This window comes from Blastococcus sp. Marseille-P5729 (assembly GCF_900292035.1).
In the GTDB taxonomy this organism is placed as follows: Bacteria; Actinomycetota; Actinomycetes; order Mycobacteriales; family Antricoccaceae; genus Cumulibacter.
This window is the reverse complement of the sequence record NZ_OMPO01000001.1, coordinates 843,305-862,338: the sequence shown is the minus strand read 5'-3', so window position 1 is coordinate 862,338 and position 19,034 is coordinate 843,305. Positions and strand designations below refer to the sequence as shown.

17 protein-coding genes and 1 tRNA gene are annotated in these 19,034 nt (G+C 67.6%); 12 read left to right on the top strand and 6 right to left on the bottom strand.

Annotated features, from left to right (window positions below):
- Window positions 1-47: 47 nt before the first annotated feature.
- Window positions 48-596, bottom strand: coding sequence for a sigma-70 family RNA polymerase sigma factor (locus DAA40_RS04210; protein WP_234356233.1), 549 nt, complete (start codon window positions 594-596; stop codon window positions 48-50).
- A 70-nt stretch (window positions 597-666) separates the two neighbouring features.
- Between DAA40_RS04210 and DAA40_RS04205 the strand changes: the two genes are divergently transcribed.
- The 7 genes from DAA40_RS04205 to DAA40_RS04175 all read left to right on the top strand — a co-directional run bounded on the left by DAA40_RS04205 (window position 667) and on the right by DAA40_RS04175 (window position 5,910).
- A complete protein-coding gene (locus DAA40_RS04205; RefSeq protein WP_106848426.1) occupies window positions 667-1,353 on the top strand; it encodes a hypothetical protein in 687 nt (228 codons plus the stop codon).
- Window positions 1,350-3,080 (top strand): copper resistance CopC/CopD family protein, encoded by a 1,731-nt coding sequence (locus tag DAA40_RS04200; protein WP_106848425.1) that lies wholly within the window; start codon window positions 1,350-1,352, stop codon window positions 3,078-3,080. The genes DAA40_RS04205 and DAA40_RS04200 overlap by 4 nt, the downstream gene beginning before the upstream one ends.
- Complete coding sequence (locus tag DAA40_RS04195) at window positions 3,070-3,633, top strand: copper chaperone PCu(A)C (protein ID WP_106848424.1); 564 nt, start codon at window positions 3,070-3,072, stop codon at window positions 3,631-3,633. Before DAA40_RS04200 ends, DAA40_RS04195 begins: the two co-directional genes overlap by 11 nt.
- 50 nt (window positions 3,634-3,683) lie before the next feature.
- Window positions 3,684-4,316 carry an SCO family protein gene (locus tag DAA40_RS04190; RefSeq protein ID WP_158716226.1) on the top strand — a complete coding sequence of 211 codons (633 nt, stop codon included), beginning with the start codon at window positions 3,684-3,686 and terminating at the stop codon, window positions 4,314-4,316.
- A complete protein-coding gene (locus tag DAA40_RS04185; RefSeq protein WP_106848422.1) occupies window positions 4,313-5,530 on the top strand; it encodes a hypothetical protein in 1,218 nt (405 codons plus the stop codon). Before DAA40_RS04190 ends, DAA40_RS04185 begins: the two co-directional genes overlap by 4 nt.
- 18 nt (window positions 5,531-5,548) lie before the next feature.
- Window positions 5,549-5,621: transfer RNA gene (locus DAA40_RS04180), tRNA-Ala, on the top strand.
- 22 nt (window positions 5,622-5,643) lie between these two features.
- Window positions 5,644-5,910 carry a hypothetical protein gene (locus tag DAA40_RS04175; RefSeq protein ID WP_158716225.1) on the top strand — a complete coding sequence of 89 codons (267 nt, stop codon included), beginning with the start codon at window positions 5,644-5,646 and terminating at the stop codon, window positions 5,908-5,910.
- Window positions 5,911-5,972: 62 nt separating this feature from the next.
- Here the strand turns inward: DAA40_RS04175 and DAA40_RS04170 are convergent, their stop codons facing one another.
- A complete protein-coding gene (locus tag DAA40_RS04170; RefSeq protein WP_106848420.1) occupies window positions 5,973-9,176 on the bottom strand; it encodes an ATP-binding protein in 3,204 nt (1,067 codons plus the stop codon).
- Window positions 9,177-9,244: 68 nt separating this feature from the next.
- Window positions 9,245-9,418 carry a helix-turn-helix domain-containing protein gene (locus DAA40_RS16955; protein WP_370430640.1) on the bottom strand — a complete coding sequence of 58 codons (174 nt, stop codon included), beginning with the start codon at window positions 9,416-9,418 and terminating at the stop codon, window positions 9,245-9,247.
- Window positions 9,419-9,927: 509 nt separating this feature from the next.
- On the opposite strand from DAA40_RS16955, the gene DAA40_RS04160 reads away from it, so the two are divergent.
- Together DAA40_RS04160 and DAA40_RS04155 are read left to right on the top strand one after the other, a co-directional pair.
- Window positions 9,928-10,563 (top strand): PepSY domain-containing protein, encoded by a 636-nt coding sequence (locus DAA40_RS04160; protein WP_106848418.1) that lies wholly within the window; start codon window positions 9,928-9,930, stop codon window positions 10,561-10,563.
- Between the two features lie 232 nt (window positions 10,564-10,795).
- A complete protein-coding gene (locus DAA40_RS04155; RefSeq protein WP_199849500.1) occupies window positions 10,796-12,259 on the top strand; it encodes an NAD-dependent succinate-semialdehyde dehydrogenase in 1,464 nt (487 codons plus the stop codon).
- Window positions 12,260-12,319: 60 nt separating this feature from the next.
- Here DAA40_RS04155 and DAA40_RS04150 read toward each other — a convergent pair whose 3' ends face one another.
- The 3 genes from DAA40_RS04150 to DAA40_RS04140 all read right to left on the bottom strand — a co-directional run bounded on the left by DAA40_RS04150 (window position 12,320) and on the right by DAA40_RS04140 (window position 15,279).
- A complete protein-coding gene (locus DAA40_RS04150) occupies window positions 12,320-13,618 on the bottom strand; it encodes a hypothetical protein (protein ID WP_106848417.1) in 1,299 nt (432 codons plus the stop codon).
- Window positions 13,619-13,644: 26 nt separating this feature from the next.
- Window positions 13,645-14,439, bottom strand: coding sequence for an alpha/beta fold hydrolase (locus tag DAA40_RS04145; RefSeq protein ID WP_106848416.1), 795 nt, complete (start codon window positions 14,437-14,439; stop codon window positions 13,645-13,647).
- 114 nt (window positions 14,440-14,553) lie between these two features.
- Window positions 14,554-15,279, bottom strand: coding sequence for a glutamine amidotransferase (locus DAA40_RS04140; protein ID WP_106849251.1), 726 nt, complete (start codon window positions 15,277-15,279; stop codon window positions 14,554-14,556).
- Between the two features lie 103 nt (window positions 15,280-15,382).
- Here DAA40_RS04140 and DAA40_RS04135 point away from each other — a divergent pair, with 103 nt between their 5' ends.
- From DAA40_RS04135 to serB, 3 genes are all read left to right on the top strand, one after another.
- Window positions 15,383-16,036: a vitamin K epoxide reductase family protein gene (locus DAA40_RS04135; protein ID WP_106848415.1), complete on the top strand. Its 654-nt coding sequence runs from the start codon at window positions 15,383-15,385 to the stop codon at window positions 16,034-16,036.
- A gap of 177 nt (window positions 16,037-16,213) precedes the next feature.
- Window positions 16,214-18,019, top strand: a complete 1,806-nt coding sequence (ctaD, locus tag DAA40_RS04130) for a cytochrome c oxidase subunit I (protein ID WP_234356232.1) — start codon at window positions 16,214-16,216, stop codon at window positions 18,017-18,019.
- A 63-nt stretch (window positions 18,020-18,082) separates the two neighbouring features.
- Window positions 18,083-18,985, top strand: a complete 903-nt coding sequence (gene serB / locus DAA40_RS04125; RefSeq protein ID WP_106848414.1) for a phosphoserine phosphatase SerB — start codon at window positions 18,083-18,085, stop codon at window positions 18,983-18,985.
- Window positions 18,986-19,034: the final 49 nt, after the last annotated feature.

Below are 19,034 nucleotides of genomic sequence, written 5' to 3'. Positions count from 1 at the left end.
AGAAGATTTTTTGCCAGAGTTTCCAGCCCGGGCTCTTGGGCCCCGTCTCAGGCCTCGTGGGCCTGGTCGGCGCGGCGGACGGCGACGGCCAGATCCTCGCGAGCGCGAGCGACGCGCGACCGGATCGTGCCGACCGGGCAGCCGCACACCTCGGCGGCCTCCGCATAGCTGAGACCCAGCAGCTGGGTCATCACGAACGCCTCCTTGCGGTCGGCGTCGATGTGCTCGAGCAGCTCGCGCAGCGCGCCGTACGCCGAGTGGTCGGCCGGCTCGGCCGGCTCGTTCAGCTCATCGAGCGGGGTGAGCGTCGGACGCCGCATCTCCTCGCGCACGTGGTCGGCGCAGACCCGGCGGGCGATGGTCAGCAGCCAGGTGCGCGCCGAGGACTCGCCGCGGAAGCGCGGCAGCGAGCGGTGGGCGCGCAGGAAGACCTCCTGGGTGAGGTCGTCAGCGGCCCACCGATTGCCCAGGTGGCTGCACACTCGCCAGACCTCGGCCTGGGTGGCCCGGACGAACAGTGCCATCGCCGTCATATCGCCCTGGCCGGCGCGCAGCGCCCACCGAGTCACTTCCTCAGTGGTCGGCTCGCCACTCACGTTGCCTCGCTCGGTCGGGAACTATCGGCGTCCGCCCGGCGACTACTTCCCTCCGAGGGAAGGGGGCGCCGTGCGAACCATCGACGACCAGGGTAATCCGCAGATCGACGTGACCTGCGCTACCTATCGAGAGTCGCTGTCGGCCGAGCTGGACGGCGAGCAGCCGCCGGTCCAGACCGCGCTGCACGTTGCGGGATGCGATGGGTGCGCGAAGTTCGCCCGCGAGGTCCCCGGTCTGACCCGTCCGCTGCGGATGCGCCCGGCTGACGAGGTGCCCGACCTGACCGAGCGGATCCTGACCGCGATCGTCGGCACCGTCCCGCGGCCCTCCCTCGCGCTCTCGCTGAGCCGCGCCGCCCTGATGGCGGTCGCCATCGCGCAGGCCGTCACCGGCATCCTGTTCCTGGCCGGAGGCACCGAGCACAGCGGACCGCACGCCGCCGCGGAGTCCGGCGCCTGGAACTTCGCGATCGGGATCGCGCTGGCCACCGCTGCGCTGCGGCCTCGGGTGGCGTACGCCGTCCTGCCAATGGTCTCGAGCCTGGTCGCCGTCCTCGCGTTCGCGTCGGCGCGCGACCTGCTCTCCGGCGACGTGACGGGCCAGCGGGTGCTCTCGCACACCCTGATCGTCGCGGGCCTGGTGCTCGTGGCGGCACTCGCCTGGCAGCTGCGCCAGCCGAGGTCCAGGGGCGCTCGGGTGCCGTTCGGTGCTCGGGGAGATTCCGTGCCGGTTCGGCAGGGACTGATGCCTCGGTGAGGACGCCGACCGGCGCGCTGCAGCGCGCCGTGCTGATCCTGCTGGTCGCCGTGGCTGCGGTGGTGTCCGCTGCCACGGCGGCGTCCGCGCATGCCACCCTCGTGACCTCCACACCAGGCAACGGGGACGTCCTCGACGCCGCCCCGGCCCAGGTGACGGTCGAGTTCACCGAGCCGGTGACCATCACTACCGGCTACTTCCGGGTGCTGGACGCCGACGGTGAGCGCGTTGACTCCGGCAACCCGGTCGTCGACGGCAGCAGCATCACCGTCGCCCTGCCCGCCGACCTGCCGGACGGCGGATACGTGGCGACCTGGCGAGTCGTCTCTGCCGACTCGCATCCCGTCTCTGGCGCGATCTCCTTCGCCGTCGGCGACGCCGCGCCGCCGCAGATCGACTCGCAAGGCACACAGATTGGGCAGGCCTCGGAGGATCCGGTGATCGGCGTCCTCTACCCGCTCACGCGCTGGGTGGGATACGCGGGTCTGGCGCTGCTGGCCGGTGTCTTCGTGCTGGCCCTGATCGACCCCGTGCTGCGCACGAGCATCTCGCTGCGCCGCTGGGCCTGGGGTGGGTTCGACGCCGCGCTCGGCGCGACCGTCCTCGGGGCGCTGCTGCAGGGGCCGTACGCCGCGGGCCAGGGCATCGGATCGCTCGTCGACCCGGCACTGATGTCGGCCACCATCGAGACGGACGTCGGTCGCATGGCAGCAGTCCGGCTCATGCTGCTCGGCGTGCTGGGCGTCGTGATGTGGGAGTGGTTCAATGCCGAGCGCGACAAGCGCGTCCTGGCGTGGGCCGGTACCGGTGTTGTCGTCGTCTGCGCAGCGACGCACGCCGCGAGCGGGCACGCCGTCGCCGACGACCAGCCGTGGCTGACCATCCCGCTCGACACCGCACACCTGGCCGCGGCGGCAGGCTGGATCGGGGGACTGGCGATCCTGCTGCTGTGCGTCCTCGGACGCCGCGGCCCGCTGAGTCAGGGCGAGCAGCGTGCGATCGCGCGTCGGTTCTCACCGGTCGCAGCGTCGTTCGTCGGGGTCGTAGTGCTGACCGGCGTCGTCCAGGCGTGGGTGCGGGTCGGCGCGTGGGGGGCGTTGCTGGAGACGACGTACGGCCGGCTGCTGCTGGCGAAGTCAGCCCTGCTGGTGCTGGCGCTCGGCGCAGCCCTGCTCACCCGCCGGCTCGTGATCGGCGGACGTCAGCACCCCGACCTGCTTCGCGATGGTGAGTGCCGGGGCGGCCGCGAGTCCGGGCTGGGCGACGCTGAGGTCCGGGGTGAGGGCGAGCTGGCGTCGTCCGCCCGACGCCCGGTGCTGTTCGAGGCGATCGCGGGGACCGCGGCCATCGCCGTCGCCGCCGTCCTGGTCGCCACCCCGCCGGCGAGGGATGTGTACGCCGTCGCGCGCGACGCGCAGATCGCCTTCGACAACGGATATATGGCCCAGGTGAGCCTGGATCCGGCCCGCACCGGCAGCAACACGCTGCACGTGTACCTGTTCGACCGCAGCAACGCGCTTGCGCCGATCGAGGAGGCAGAGGTGAGCCTGCGCAACGACGAGGCGCAGATCGGCCCGCTGGAGGTCGACGCGCGCAACGTCGGCCAGGGGCACTTCATCGCCTCGGGAGTAGAGCTGCCGGCAGCCGGCAGCTGGACGGTCACGGTCAAGTTCACCGAGCCCGGGTTCGGGGCCGTGAGCGCCGAAGGGAGCATCGATGTCGGCTGACCCCCAGGACCCCGGGAAGCTCTCCGTGCGGCTCGTCGTCGCGCTGCTCGCCGTCATTCTGGGCGCCACTGCGCTGGTCATCGGGCTCACCCGCGGCGACGACCCGCCGCCCGAGCTGCCCGCGGACGCCGTCCGCCAGGGCGACATCGCGGTGTACGGCGCCTACGTGCGCGAGCCGGCCACCGACACCGCGGCGGCGTACTTCACAATGCAGAACGTCGGCGATCAACCGGACACCCTGATCGCGGTGTCCAGCCCGGTCGCGGCGTCGGCGATGATGCACGACGTCGGCAAGAAGGCGCCCACGGCAGAGGACGGGATGGATACCGGCTCGATGGTGCCCAGCCCGACCGTCGTCCTGAAGGCGGGGCAGGTGATCGCGCTGGAGCCGGGCGGTGGCCACATGATGCTCGAGGGCGTCACCGGGACGATCGCGCCCGGCTCGACGGTCAACCTGATGCTGGTCTTCGAGAAGGCCGGGACGCTCACCATCAAGGCGCCCGTCGTAGGGCTGACCGAGCCTGCGCCGTCCACCCCGGCACCCGCGACCTGAGCCAAGACCGGGCCCGGCGCGGCCACTACGACCGAGAGAGAATGGACCCCATGCGCAACCGACGTCGATCCATAGCCCTGCTCGCTGCCGGCCTCATGCTGGCGCTCACCGGATGCGTCGCGTCGTCCGAGTCGGGTGGGGGAGTCGCCGAGGTCTCGCAGGTCGCGGACAACTCCGCCTACGAGGGGGTCGAGCTGCAGCCGGCGTGGGAGCGTCCGCAGTTCACCCTGACCGACCAGACCGGCCAACCCTACGACTTCCATGCCAAGACGCAGGGCATCCCGACGGTGCTGTACTTCGGCTACACGCACTGCCCGGACGTGTGCCCGTTGATCCTGGGGCAGCTGTCGGCCGCGATCCAGGAGGCGCCGGAGGAGATCCGCTCGGAGCTGCAGGTCGTGGTCGTGACCACCGATCCGGCGACCGACACCCCCGAGGTGCTCGGGGCGTACCTGTCGAAGTTCGACACCGAGCTGCCGGTGAAGTTCGTCGGGCTCACTGGCGACCTGCCCGCCGTCGAGGCCGCGCAGACGGCGACCGGCGTCCCGGTAGCCGAGGACGGCGGCAAGACGCACTCGACGATGGCGATCTACTACGGCTCGAGCGACAAGGCGAACGTGGCGTGGCTGGCCAACACCAACGCCGACGACATCGGGCACGACCTGCCGATCGGCGTGAAGTGACCCTCGGCGTACGCCGCGTTGCCCGCATCCTGTTCATCACGGTGGCGGCGATGCTGGTCGTCACCGGCGGCACCGACGCGGCGTACGCGCACTTCGCCGGCGGGCGGGAGCCGTCGAGCTACCGGGGCGAGATCACCAGCGTGTCACCGGAGATACCCGGGGTCACTTTCACACTGGTGGACGCCGCTGACCGCATCGAGGTGCGCTCGACGTCCGACACGCCGGTGATCATCTACGGCTATCAGCACAAGGAGCCGGGAGACCGCGACCAGTACCTGAAGGTCAGCAAGGACGGCGTGTGGGTCAACACCGAGAGCCAAGCCGGCTACCTCAACCAGACGCTCTACGGCTCGGGGGACGCCGTCCCGGAGCGGTTGCGCAATGACCTCGGTGATGGCGAGCCGGTGTGGGAGAAGGTCTCCGACGAGGGCGTCTACCGCTGGCACGACCACCGGATCCACTGGATGTCGGAGGACCCGCCGCCGCAGGTGGCGGCCGATCCCGGCAGCGAGCACCACATCATCCGCGACTGGGCGATCTTTGCCAAGTACGGCGACCACCCGGAGTCGACCCTGACCGGGCAGCTGTACTGGGTGCCGGCGAACCCGACCCCCTGGTGGATCGTGCTCGGCGGTCTGTCCGCCGCTGCCTTCGTGGTGGGCCTGGGGTGGCGGCGAATGCCCTTGATCGCACTCACCGGCTTGATGGGCGTCGCCGCGCTCGGGCAGGCGATCGTGACCCCGCTGCCGCAGGACGAGTATCAGGGCAGCTGGAGCTTCGTGCTCGCTGCGGCCGCCGTCCCCGCGCTCGCGGTCGCGGGGCTGTGCGCGCTGGCGATCCTTGCCATTCGGCGGGGTTCTGACTCGGCGCGCTATCTGCTCGGTGGCGCTGCAGCGCTCGCGGCGCTGCAGGGCACCTCCGATCTTCCGGTGATCACCCGCTCGCAGCTCGAGCAGCACGGGCCCGACTGGCTGGCGCGGTTGGTGATCGCCGTGGTCGTCGGCATCGGTGTCGGCTTGCTCGCGGCGGTCGTCGTCCGCTCGCTTCGCGCGCCTGCGTCGGACGATGCCGAACGTGGGGGAGGGGTCGACATCGCCAGCGACGAGGAGATGCGTCAGATCCACGAGAGCTGGTCGGCCGATCGCAAGCGGGGATCATGGGTGACGAAGCGAGATAGGCCACCCCCGCGTGCAACATCGGATGGAGGGGTGTAATGTGGTCTCTCGCAACAAGGGGCTATGGCGCAGCTGGTAGCGCACCTGCATGGCATGCAGGGGGTCAGGGGTTCGAGTCCCCTTAGCTCCACGTAAGATGAGAAAATCGAAACTTGCCCCGCCTGATGGCGGGGCAGTTTTGTTTATGCGGTGACGTCGGCTGGGGCATCGATGGTGGTGTGGGCGAGGACGATCGTGAGAGGCTCTTCCGGATCAGGCAGCAGGCGTCGCTGCTGTTTCCGCGGTTCACGACAATCATTGCCCAGCCAGGCCTGAGCATAGGGTCAGCGAGTGACGAGCAACTACGGCTCATCGCTGGTGCCGCCTCATACGTGCAGACTGTGACCAAGGGTGGGTTTGAGGTCTACGGATCGGACTGAGCGGCAATAGCCGTACGGATCTTCGACGAAGCAAACATCGACGCCCAGGTCGTCTGTACGGGCTATTGAACGAGTGCGTTGGACAGGTCTCGGAAGTAGTTGTGGCGCGCCCAAAAGGAGCGATCGCCAATGACGTAGAGGCGGCGTTTGGCGCGGCTGGCGGCAACGTTGACAAGGTTCGGGGTGCGTGCCCAGTTGGCGGGTGCTCCCGGTTTGCTGGGGTCACCGCCGAGGACGAGGATCACGACGTCGGCCTCGCGTCCTTGCGCTGTGTGAATGGTTCCGGCTTGGAGGCCCTGATATTTCGGGATGAGGCTGCGGAGGCGATCTGCGACGGCTCGGAACGGGGAGATGGCGATGACCTCCGACGGCGGGATGCCGTGGTCGTTCAAGTAGGCGAGGGCCTTCTCGAACCGCTCGATCTGGCTTGGTTGGAGATGGCTGCCTGCGCTGTTGGCCGGCTCGTCGGCCCAGTAGCTGGGGGCGATGAGTGGTCCGGTTGGGCTGTCGAAGCGCTCGTCGGGGTCGTCGAGATCACGGTGGACGCCGTTGACCATGAGGTTGTTGTAGGCGATCTGGTTGCACAGAGTGAACATCGGGTTGTCGCAGCGTCGGTGCACCAGGAGTGGCGCGCTGACCCAGACTTTGTCCTCGCCCTGATCGAGCTGGGTCCCGAACGGCGTGACGCGGTCGGCCAGGGTCTGGACGGAGGCGCGTGGCGGGATCCAGGTCGTGCTGAGGTCGTAGTTGCTGGCGATGTTGCGTTGTGCCTTCTCGGGGAGTGTGACGACGGGCTCGAGCTGGAGCGGGTCGCCCATTGCGACGATGCGTTGCGCGCGCCAGATCGCGCCGGCGGCGTACTGGGGTGAGGCTTGCCCGGCTTCGTCGATGAGGAGCCAGCCGATCGCCTCGGAGCCGATGCCGCTGAACATCCGGCTGGCCGAGGCGAAGGTTGTGGATATCAACGGGACGACGAGGAAGAACAGTTGCCAGGCAGCCCGGAGCTTCTCGGGCTCGAGGTCGCGGGGGTAGTTCCCAGCGACGACCTCACCGGCGGCGCGCAGCCCGTTCAGCATGTCTCGTGCGGTGTTGGCGAGGAAGTCTTGGTGTAGTTGGAGTGCCGCGACGAACAGATCCGACCGGGCGGTGTCAAGCTCCTTGTCGAGCCATGGGGCGTGTAGCTCTCGCTGGTCGCCCTGCCATGCCGGGCCGGGATAAGCCGCACCGAACCGTTCTTCGTCCTGCGCACACTGATCCTGAAGTCTGGCCCGTTGATCTCGGAGGCCGTTCAGGTCGTGTTGAGCTGATGACAGCCGTGCTTGGGCATGCCGCACGGCGTCGTGGAGCCGTTGCCCACGGTCACATACGTCTCGGTAGTGTTGCTCGGCGTTGTCCAGTGCTCGCGCGAGGTCGGCGAGGCGGGTGCGCCATGCTCGGACGGCTCGTCCGAAGGAGAAGATCGCCTCCAACACGCCGGGCTTAGTAGCGAGGTGCCGGTCGTGGCTGGCGGCAGCTTGCGTGCGGGCTGCGTCTGCCTGCTGCTGAACCGGCTGATGCTGGGACAGATCGTGTTGGGCCCGGTTCAGACCTCGGAGTTCCTGTTCGATCGCTGCTTCCAGACCGCGTTCACGTTCGGCCAGTTCTGGGACTTGCCGGAGCCGGTCTTGGGCCTGAGCGCGTTGCCGGATGAGTGCGTCGACGCGCTTTTCGGCAGCGTGGAACGCCTCGCGTGCTTGTGCCCAGGGCGTGTAGGGGACCTCGCCGTCGCGCCACTGCGTCAGCCTTGTCTGTATCCTCGGGACGCCGTTCTCGACAGGCTTCTTGGTCTTGGGGTCCTTTTCGTCGAACCAGAACGCTGAGTGGAAGGCCGAACGGTTCCTCTTTCTGCCGAGTCGGGCGGCGACGAGACCCCAGGCTGTTGGCGGTGTCGCGTTGCTGGTGGAGTTGCTGGCGGCCACGTCTTGGAGGATCTCGGTCGCGATATCACCGAAGTAGTCGATGTGGCCACGCCACGGCGCCTCGATTGCGTTCTCGTCGGGGATCTCGGTGGTGACGTTCTCGACAGCCGCATTGTTCGCCGAGGCGACGACCATCTCGAACCCTGTCAGCTCGGGTTTGAGCTGGCGAACGATCCGGTCGTGGCCTTCGCCATCGGACCATCGATGGGTGACCTCAGTGAAGACATGCGATGGCCGAGACAGAGCCGCGAGTCGTCGGGCTCGCTCGACGACGTTCCCTGCGAGGATGTCGCGCAGCATGGTCGTCTTGCCGGTGCCTGGCGGACCGTTGACGCCCATTAGACCACTGCTGTGCCCGAGGTCGTTCAGCGCTCGGTTGACGGCGAACTGCTGGCTCAGGGCCAGTGAGTGGCCCGGGTTGGCTGGCCATCGACCCTTGGGGAGGTGCTCGATCCCGGTTCCTGCGTCGACCGCGCCCGGGTGTGTGACGACATCGATCCGGTCGGACACAGGCAGTGTCTGGTCGCCGGTGAGATATGTGGCGAGGCCGGCGCCGAGATCTCCGCGTGCGACATGGTCGCGTACGGCCGCGAGGTCGTGGAGGTAGAAGCTGTTCAAGAAGTCGGTGTCCGTGCCGTCCTCGGCTCGTCGTGCCGACACCGCTACGCTCTCGATGACCATGCGATCGTCCGCGAGGTCATCGAAGCTGTCGACTCCGGCAACGACATGGGAGAGCTTCAGCAACTTGTTCAGCGAGTCCGAGTCGTAAGGCGGGGGTTGCTCTCCGCCATCGGCATCACGGCGGGCGCCTTCAAATGCGTCAATCGAGTCGACGAATCTTCCCGCGGTCTCGTCGAACCCGTCCATCCAGCGCGGGTTGCTCGGTCCTGGATCTCGTGTACGACCGGCAGCCCAGAGCGCCGAGGACAGCACCGCCGAATCGGTGACGAGACGACCGTCGTGATCGATCAGGAGACCGGCACAGGCGCTCTCACCCTCAGGCCGCTTGTCGTAGGCATCAGGATCCTCGCCGAACACACGACCCAACGCCTCGTACGTCGCCTCAAGCTTGTAGACGCCCAGATACACGGTGTGACGCCAGACCTTTCGCGTCCCGTTGAACGGCTCGGGCGGAGCCAGCACCTCCCAGGGAAGAGGATCCCCGGCCTGCCACGCGATCACCTGACGATCCGACGGGCGGGTTGCTCGACGCGTCAAGGCCGGCACCTGCTGTGGGCTGAACAACTCCAACATCCACCAGAACGACAGAATCCGCAGCCGCTCATCTCTGACCCGATCCAGTCCCATGGACCCATCTTGCCTGGTCGGGCAGCAACAGTTGCCTGGCGTCCGATCTCGGCGATCGACGTGGTTCGCTATCTTTCACGTCCGTGCGCATCACGCAGCACTATGCCGGCAGATCGGAGATGGTTGTGGACTGTGCTGGGTGAGAATCCGAGGTGCTTGCCCACGCGTTCGAGCGACTCACCACCAGCATAGCGACGAGCCATCTCCCGCACCTCATCCGGCGACGGTGTAGCACGCCGCATCCGTACACCCCGGTCCCGCAGCAGAAAGGCCAGTCGCTCCCGACCGATCCCGAGCTCGTTGGCAAGCTCTCGCAACGTGGCGCCAGCCTCGTACTGTCTCTGTGCCACGTCGAGCAGGTCCTTGCCGGCGCGAGGGAGCCTACGCAGGAGCGGCTCCTCGCGGCTGGCTTTGAGCACGCGGATCCGAATCGACTGGTGCACCGAACCGATCCGAACCAACGGCGGGGCGAGTTTCGACGAGCCTCCCGCTAGGTCCACCACGGTGTCCTTGCTCAACCAATGGACCGAGCAGAGTGCCACCGAGTGGATTGAGGAAGAGTGAGAGGCTTGCCGGGATGACCGGCGGGCCTCTTGGCATTTATGCGGACCGTGTCGAACGGCTCGGCGAGCTCTGCTTCGAGTCGTACGCCGACGCCGCCGGTGACCAAGGGCCTGAGCGCCCCCGAGCAAGCTTGTGGGCGATCACGTCGCGCTGGCGGTACGGGAAAATCCCAGGTAGACAGGGAGGTATGGCTATCACTCTGACCCGCGGAATCGGCGCTCTCAGCGCCTCGGCGATCATGCTGCTGACCGGCTGCGCCAGCTCGGACGACGGCTCGACAGACGGCGCCAGCGCCACCACGACCGTCGCCGACGACAGCTCCTTCACCGTCGACCCGTCCGCATCACCGTCCGCCAAACAGGACGACGATGCCGACGACACCGGCGAGGCCACCGGCAGTCCCACCGCGAACGCGGGGGCAGCCGGCGGGGAGGCCGCGCTCGCAGCCATCGCCACGGCCGCCGCTTCGCAGACCGACGGCAAGGTCTACGACGTCGAGCTGGACGACGATGACGACCAGCGGTGGGAGATCAAGGTCGCTTCAAGCGGGCAGGGCCACAAGGTCTACGTCAGCCTCGATGGCGCGACCGTCATCAGCCAGGAGCCTGATGACGACGACAATGACGACATCCAGGCGATCGAGAAGGCCGCCGTCGACGCAGCCACCGCACTGCAGACCGCGCTTGACGCCAAGGGTGGCAGCCTCGACGAGATGGAGATCGACGAGGACGACGGCACCCTGAAGTGGGACATCGAGCTCGACATCGACGGCCAGGACGTCGAGGCTGACGTCGATGCCACCTCCGGCGAGCTGCTGAACTGACACGCCCGCGGGTGACGCGTCGTTCTGAATGTCCCCGGATGTGCCGAAAACGACCCATTCGGGGACAAGTCTTCAGCCCGCCCAGCGGCATCTCTGTCAGCCCGCCCAGTCGTCCTTCGTCAACCCCGCAAACCGTCGTCCTCGGGCGCCGGACGCCGTCCGCTAGGTTGAAGGCAACCCGGCGCCGACCCAACCTGTCCCATCCGGCGCCTGCATCGACAAAGGAGCGCACATGAGCGAGCTGGACTACGGCAGGCTCCAAGGAATCTACATCGACGGCCAATGGCGAGACGCCACCTCAGGCGCAACCTTCGAGGTCACCGATCCGGCGACGGGCCGCGTGATCGCTACGGTGTCGGACGCCGGCACCGACGACGTGAAGGCAGCCATCGACTCGGCGTCCGCGGCGCTGCCGGCGTGGGCGAAGCTCACCGCCTACCAGCGCTCGGAGATCCTCTACAAGGCGCACGCGCTGATGATGGAGCGCCAGGACGAGCTCGCCCAGCTGATGTCCACTGAGCAGGGCAAGCCGCTGCGCGCTGCCTCCATCGAGGTCAAGTACGCCGCCGACTTCCTGCTGTGGTTCGCGGAGGAAGGCAAGCGGGTCTACGGCCAGACCATCCCATCGGCGCGCGCGGATCAGCGGTTCATCGTCATGCACGGTCCAGTCGGCGTCGTTGGAGCAATCACGCCGTGGAACTACCCGATCTCGATGATCACCCGCAAGGTCGCTCCCGCGCTCGCGGCCGGCTGTACCGTCGTCCTCAAGCCGGCGGAGCAGACGCCGATCTGCGCCATCGAGGTATTCAAGATCCTCGAAGAAGCGGGCGTCCCGGCAGGCGTGGTGAATCTCGTGCCGTGCCTCGATCCGGTCCCGATCGGCGACGAGTTCCTGACCAACAAGGCCGTGCGCAAGCTGACCTTCACCGGCTCGACCGCCGTCGGCAAGCACATCGCCCGCGGTGCCGCCGATCAGATGAAGCGCGTCTCGCTCGAGCTCGGCGGCCATGCCCCGTTCATCGTCTTCGGGGACGCCGACCCCAAGCATGCGGCGACCGGCGCGGCAATGGTCAAGGTGCTCAACACCGGCCAGGCCTGCATCTGCCCGAACCGGATCTACGTGCACTCGTCGATCAAGGACAAGTTCCTGGAGATCCTCACCGCCCGCCTGGAGAAGATGAAGGTCGGCCACGGCCTGAGCGAGGGCACCAACATCGGCCCGCTGATCGACAAGGACGCCCACGACCGCATGGAGCGTCAGGTCGCCGACGCCGTAGAGAAGGGCGCCACGGTCGCGACCGGCGGCAAGCGGGTCGAGGGCGACGAGTACGCCGAGGGCTACTTCTTCGCCCCGACCGTGCTCACCGACGTCACGCCGGAGATGACCATCTACCGCGAGGAGACCTTCGGCCCGATCGCGCCGATCATCGTCTTTGACGACGAGGACGAGGTCATCGAGATGGCCAACGACACCGACTACGGTCTCGCCTCGTACATCTATACCCGTGACATCGGCCGCGCACTGCGCGTCGCCGAAGCACTGCGCTTCGGCATGGTCGGCATCAACGACATCAACCCGACGTCCGCGGCCGCGCCGTTCGGTGGCGTGAAGGAGTCCGGCCTCGGCCGCGAGGGTGCGCAGGAAGGGATTCTCGAGTACCTCGACACCAAGCTGGTCGGCATCTCGATCAGCTAGTCCGTCGCCGGCTCGCCAGTGCGAGCCAGTCGACGATCAACCGGGCGGTGCAGGACCGGGCTAGTGCCAGGTGGCCTGGTGGTCGTGGTGGGTGCTGAGGTACGAGCCCGGCTTGAAGAGGGTGTCGTAGTACTCGGTGTCAAGGTGCTGCGCCTGAAGGTAGTTCATGATCCACACCGTTGGCACCGTGCCTGGGAACTTGCCGAAGGTGTCGTCGATGTAGGTCGCCTGCAGCGCCATGAGCTCGGTGAACCGCTCGTCGGGGCGCGCCGCCTGTGCACGAATCGCCGCACTCTCGGTCCACGGCCCATCGGTGTCAGGGTGGAATGGCCCGCCTGGGCCGTACTTGCGCTCGAAGAACGCGTCGATCGCGTCGCGCATCGAGTCGTAGTACGGCCGCGTGTAGGTCTCGTAGACGCCCGGTAGCCCGGTCGCGTTGGGCAGCGCCCACCGCTCGTCCTCGACGATGTCAAACCCCAGGCCCGGGGTGTCCTCGCGACCAGACGCTCCGAGGAAGGTCAACCGATCGATCCCGTCGAAGCTCCACCCACCGAGACCCATCGCGCCGAGCACGAGGTGACCGACGAGCGTCGCCGACATGAGCTCGGCCGAGGCCTCGGTGATCGAGTACTGCTCCAGGAACGACAGGGGGAGTGGGTCATCGACACGGGCTACGTCCGCGAACTTCTCGATGCCGGGGATGGGACGGTTGTTGATGTCGTCAAAGATGACGTACCGGTTGCGCGTGAAGAACGCGAGGTTCGCGAGCGTGTGCTGAGCGAGGTCGGCGACCGGAGCGATCAGCAGCGATCCCGGGTGATTTGCGATCCAGGTGTTGTGCCCCTCCAGATAGGGCTCTTCGCGCGGAATCCACACGCGCGAGTCGCTGAGCCGCCGGACCCGCTTCAAAACGCCGTTCAGCCGGTCGGCGGTAAAGCCCTCACCCTCGCTGAACGCCACCTCCGGCTCGGCATCTCGAGTCGACAGGAAGTAGGTGCCCGATTCGTCGGTGAAGAAGAAGTCGACGATCTCGAAGCCAGCTGCGGACGGGAAGGTGCGACCGGTCGCGCTGCCGGAATAGTCGGGCAGCGCCGGTGCGTAACCGGGGTGGTGACTGATGCCATGGTGCCAACCGGTCGTGCCGGCAACCGTCGCCAGGACGACGGCCCGCTCTAGATCGCTCAGTGGCTGCACCGGCTTGTTGCTCTTCCACGCCAGCGGACCAGCGGGAATCTCTCCGCCGACGGGGAAGCGGCGCGAACGGCGTCCGTGAATGGCGTCTAGCAGCGGGAACTCCGCCAGTCGGGCGAGCCGCTCGTTGTCGGCGTCGGTCAGGCTCAGCAGGGGCAGATCGTTCATGTGCGTTCCTCTCGTGCCAACCGGGGTCAGCCGGCCGACGAAGCGATTGCTCTGTCGATGAAGTCGATGATCGTGGCAGCCACCTCGGCGTGCTCGACGTCGTTAAGGACGTCGTGTCGGCTGCGCTCCCACACCGTCACCTCGCTCGAGGGGATTTGTGCCGCGACCTGTCGGGTGTCCTCGAGCGGGGCCACCTCGTCGTCCGCGCCGTGCACGATCAAGGTCGGGACGGCGATCTTGCTGACGCCGGAGGACAGCTCGTTCCAGCCGGGGATCAGGCTCGCCCGGAACGCCGCAACCGCGTCCGCCTCGGTGAACGCGAGCGGATCGTTCTCCAGCCACGATAGGTAATCAGGGTCGGTGGCCAAGCCCTCGGCATCGAGGTCGATCTGGGCGCCAGGGGTGTCGAGCACCTCCTTCAGCCAGACCGGAGGCTTCAGCGGCGCGCCCGACAGCACTAGCGCCTGCTGCCACGCAGGGTGCTTGATGGCGAGCACCGCGGCGACGACCGAGCCCAGCGAGTGCCCTTGCAGGACGACGGGTACAGCCGCGTCAGCGACGACAAGCTCGTAGAGACGCTCGGCGTCCGCCACCAGCCCATCGAGTGAGCCGACGTCGCCGCGTGGTCCTTCACTGCGCCCGTGGCCGCGGTGGTCGAGGGTCACCAGCGTGATGCCGGCAGCATTGAGTGCCTCGGCGTACCGCTGATACAGGCCACCGTGCTCACCGAAGCCGTGTAGGAAGAGCACGACCGCGCGGGGGTCAGCCGCCTCGCGCACCTCGTAGTGGATCGAGCCAGAACTGCCATCGAACGCGGGCACCTATCGACCTCCATATGGCTAACGGCCCGCATGCCCGCGCTGCTCGCAGGCAGGGCCGGGCCATAGCATACTTTCCAGCCTGATACCGCCCGATGAAAGGGGCAGGGAAGTGGATCAGCGGGCGTAGCGGCGGGCGAAGTTGCTCAGAATCTTGTGCTGGTCACCCGGCAGGTCGGCGGTGTGCGCGTCGGTGATGAGCTGAGTCATCTCATCAGGTCGGAAGTACCCCGCGTTCTCGTACAGCCGGATGCGGGTCGCGAGGTCGTCGGCGTCCAGCTCGGGGTGGAACTGGGTCACGTAGAGGTTCTCGTCGATCCGGTACATCTGCACAGGGCAGGCCGACCCTTTAGCCAGCAGCACGGCGTCCGCCGGCGGCTGTGCGCAGGACTCCTTGTGGCCCACGAACGCCTTGAACCGGGTGGGGACGCCCGCCAGCAGCGGGTCAGCGGCGCCCTCGTCAGTCAGCTCGACCTCGATCGCGTGCACCGGCTCCTTGTAGATGTCGTTGACGACGCCGCCGAGGCGCATGGTGACGACACCGATGCCGTAGCAAAGGCCGATGAACGGGAACTGGCGCTCGCGTACCTCGTCGACGAGCCGGCCGAGGAAGTCCTCGACCTCGATCTGCACGTCGGACTTCACGACATCGCTGGCGTTGAAGGGGCCACCGCCGAGCACCACGCCCGAGTAGTCGTCCAGATCGACCGGGTCAATCGGTAGGTCGGTCAGCTGGCGATGCTCGAGATCGGCCGCGTCGACCTGCAGGTGGCGACGCACGGACTCGTATTCGTCGAAGGCGGCCTGCGGGTCGCGGGTGCCGAGAAGGAGGAACGGTTTCACGGCGACCAGGCTAGCCGCGCGCCGAGCGGCCTGGATCACCCAGGACCGACGCGCGAGCGACTAACCTGGCACGGCCCACCTAAACTCTGGCCCGGGGTAGCACATGGACCGTATGCATTCCCGTGACGACGTCCTCTCGGAGGACGTCGCAGACGAGGACATCGTCTACGACGACGAGATCGACCACGTCGACACGCGGCCGCGCGCCCTCGTCGTCGCGGCCTGGGTGCTGGTCGTCTCGGGCGCCGTCGGCCTCATCGGAGCGGTTGCCCTCTTGATGGAGCGGCTCGCGCTGCTCGGCGACGCCAGTTACATCCCGCAGTGCAATGTCAACGATGTGCTCTCGTGCGGGTCGGTGATCGAGTCCTGGCAGGCAAGCGTCATCGGGGATCTGCCGAACCCGGTGCTGGGCATCATCGGCTTCCCGATCGTGATCGTCACCGGGGTCGTCGTCCTCGCGGGTGCCCGATTGCCGGACTGGTACTGGGGCGCCTTCCTCGGCGGCACGCTCTGCGCGGTGGCCTTCATCCACTGGCTGGCCTGGCAGAGCTTCTTCGTGATCGGCGCGCTGTGCCCGTACTGCATGGTCGTGTGGCTGGCGACGATGTGCACCCTGGCCGCGATCCTCGTGGCGATGGCCGCGCAGGGACACTACTCGCGCAGGCTGATCAAGTGGATGCCGATCGCGGTCGTGGCGTGGGTGGTGCTGATCGTCGTCCTCGCCTTCGTCCGCTTCGGCTCCGAGGTCATCGCCTAGCCACTTCACCTTTCCAACCGTCGCGGCACGAACCTTCCGAAAGCGTGCCCCCCGTGTCAAACACTCGTTAGAGGCACTATCCTCTCTACATACGTGTCGCCTCGCGCGCCCTTGAGAGCCACAGGGGCACCAAAGGTGGCAACGTATGCCGGGAGACCACAGATCCGGAGGATGACAGTGACCCTCGCGCCCGAACGTCCGGTCGTCGCAACACCGACAGCCACTCCGCCGCGCACCGCGGCGAAGGGGTCGATGTTCGCGAACGTCCTGCGGACGACCGACCACAAGACGATCGGCAAGATGTACTTCATCGCGTCGTTCGGCTTCTTCATGATCGGCGGGATCATGGCGCTGCTGATGCGCGCCGAGCTGGCATACCCGGGCTACCAGTTCCTGTCGCCGGAGCAGTACAACCAGCTGTTCACCAACCACGGCGCGATCATGCTGCTGATGTTCGCCACGCCGTTGTTCTTCGCATTCGCGAACCTGGTCGTGCCGATCCAGATCGGCGCGCCCGACGTGGCCTTCCCGCGGCTGAACGCCCTGTCATTCTGGCTGTTCCTGTTCGGCTCGCTGGTCAACCTCTCCGGCTTCTTGACTCCGGCCGGCGCGGCCGACTTCGGCTGGTTCGCCTACACGCCGCTGTCGACCGCCGCTCACTCGCCGGGCGTCGGCGCCGACCTGTGGATCGTCGGCCTCGGCATCTCCGGTCTGGGCACCATCCTCGGCGCGGTCAACTTCATCACCTCGATCGTGTGCATGCGTGCCCCCGGCATGACCATGTTCCGGATGTCGATCTTCACCTGGAACACTCTGATCACCTCGATGATCATCCTGGTCGCCTTCCCGATCCTGACCGCTGCGTTCCTGGTGCTGATGTCCGACCGGCAGCTCGGCTCGGTGGTCTTCGAGCCGGAGAACGGCGGCGCCATCCTCTGGCAGCACCTGTTCTGGTTCTTCGGGCATCCCGAGGTCTACATCATCGTGCTGCCGTTCTTCGGCGTGATCTCCGAGGTCCTGCCGGTGTTCAGCCGCAAGCCGATCTTCGGGTACAAGGGCCTGGTCTTCGCGACCGCCGCCATCGCGGTCCTGTCCATCGCGGTGTGGGCGCACCACATGTACGCCACCGGCTCGGTCATGCTGCCGTTCTTCGCCTTCATGACCTTCCTCATCGCTGTCCCGACGGGTCTGAAAATGTTCACCTGGGTCATGACGATGTGGCGTGGGGCGTTGACCTTCGAGACCCCGATGCTGTTCGCGGTCGGCTTCCTGGTGACCTTCCTGTTCGGCGGCGTCACCGGTGTGGTGCTGGCCAGCCCGCCACTGGACTTCCACGTCTCCGACACCTACTTCGTGGTCGCGCACTTCCACTACGTGCTGTTCGGCGCGGTGGCCTTCTCGGCGTACGCCGGCGCGTACTTCTGGTTCCCGAAGTTCACCGGCCGGTTCCTCGACGAGCGGCTGGGCAAGTGGCACTTCTGGCTGACCTTCATCGGCTTCCACGGCACCTTCCTGGTGCAGCACTACCTGGGCAATGAGGGCATGGCCCGCCGCTACGGCGACTACCTGATGACCGACGGGTTCACCGGCCTGAACCAACTCTCGACAGTGTTCTCGTTCGTGCTGGGCGCCTCGGTCCTGCCCTTCATCTGGAATATGGTCCGCTCGTACAAGTACGGCGAGGTCACCACCGCCGACGACCCGTGGGGCTTCGGCAACTCGCTGGAGTGGGCGACCACCACCCCGCCGCCGCGGCACAACTTCCACCAGCTGCCCCGGATCCGCTCCGAGCGTCCGGCCTTCGAGCTGCACTACCCGCACATGCTCGAGCGGATGGAGCTCGAGGCGCACACGGGCAAGAAGCACCGCGAGCACGCCGAGGCGATGATCGCCGAGCGCCGCAAGAAGGGGTCCGAGGAAGGGCCGCAGGCTGCCGGCAGCGTGCGCTCGCGCGACCCGCAGAGCAACCCCGACCACGGCTAAGCACGATCACTAGACTCATGGCCGCCCACCGGGCGGCCATGAGCCTTTTCTGGGAGCCACCGCATGAGCTGTTTCGCCGTCCTGCTCGCCGCCGAGCTCGACACCGCGCTGCTGCAGTCGACCGAACGGGCCATCGAGGACGCCGACGCCGACATTCAGGCGATGCGGGTGCTCAGTGACCAGCCCGCCGCCCTCGAGCTGCGGATCGACGGGCTGGAGGCCACCGCTGCCCGCACGGTGCTGCGCGACGCGGCAGGTGACGTCCCGGTCGACATCTGCGTGGAGGACGCCGTCGAGGGCCGGCGTCCGCGCCGGGGGCTGCTGCTGATGGACGTCGACTCGACCCTGGTCGCCGGGGAGGTCATCGACTCGCTGGCCGCGTACGCCGGCAAGGGCCCCGAGGTCGCCGCGGTCACCGAACGCGCGATGCGCGGTGAGCTCGACTTCCGCGAGAGCCTGTACGCACGCGTCGCGACCCTCCAGGGGCTGCCGGCGCGGGTCATCGACGAGGTCGGCGGCGGCTTGCGGCTGACTCCGGGCGCGCGGACCCTCATCGACACGCTGCAGGCCGAGGACTGCCTGGTCGGAGCGGTCTCCGGGGGATTCAGCCAGATCCTCGATCCGCTGGCCGAGCAGATCGGGCTCGACTTCGCAGCGGCGAACCTGCTCGAGGTGCAGGACGGCGTCCTCACCGGCCGGGTGCTCGGCGAGGTCGTGGACCGCTCCGTCAAGGCCCGGCACCTGCGAGAGCTGGCCGCGCAGCACGGCTTGAGCCGCGCCGAGACGATCGCGGTGGGCGATGGTGCCAACGACCTGGACATGATCGCCGAGGCCGGCATCGGCATCGCCTTCAACGCCAAGCCCGTCGTGCAGCTAGAGGCTCCGGCCAGCCTGAATCAGCCCGGGTTGGACGGCGTCCTGCTGCTGCTAGGCATCGAGCGCGAACGGTGGCAAGTGCCGACGTGAGCCTCCCGGTGCCGTACGGGCGGCTGCAGCACCGCCGCCGTCCGGCCAG

Excerpts from the sequence above, each read along its gene's own strand:
- DAA40_RS04190 (WP_158716226.1), top strand. The coding sequence starts at position 3,684 with ATGCGCAACCGACGTCGATCCATAGCCCTGCTCGCTGCCGGCCTCATG.
- DAA40_RS04170 (WP_106848420.1), bottom strand. The coding sequence starts at position 9,176 with ATGGGACTGGATCGGGTCAGAGATGAGCGGCTGCGGATTCTGTCGTTC.
- DAA40_RS04160 (WP_106848418.1), top strand. The coding sequence starts at position 9,928 with ATGGCTATCACTCTGACCCGCGGAATCGGCGCTCTCAGCGCCTCGGCG.
- DAA40_RS04155 (WP_199849500.1), top strand. The coding sequence starts at position 10,796 with ATGAGCGAGCTGGACTACGGCAGGCTCCAAGGAATCTACATCGACGGC.
- DAA40_RS04135 (WP_106848415.1), top strand. The coding sequence starts at position 15,383 with ATGGACCGTATGCATTCCCGTGACGACGTCCTCTCGGAGGACGTCGCA.
- DAA40_RS04195 (WP_106848424.1), top strand. The coding sequence starts at position 3,070 with ATGTCGGCTGACCCCCAGGACCCCGGGAAGCTCTCCGTGCGGCTCGTC.
- DAA40_RS04150 (WP_106848417.1), bottom strand. The coding sequence starts at position 13,618 with ATGAACGATCTGCCCCTGCTGAGCCTGACCGACGCCGACAACGAGCGG.
- DAA40_RS16955 (WP_370430640.1), bottom strand. The coding sequence starts at position 9,418 with ATGCGGCGTGCTACACCGTCGCCGGATGAGGTGCGGGAGATGGCTCGT.
- serB (WP_106848414.1), top strand. The coding sequence starts at position 18,083 with ATGAGCTGTTTCGCCGTCCTGCTCGCCGCCGAGCTCGACACCGCGCTG.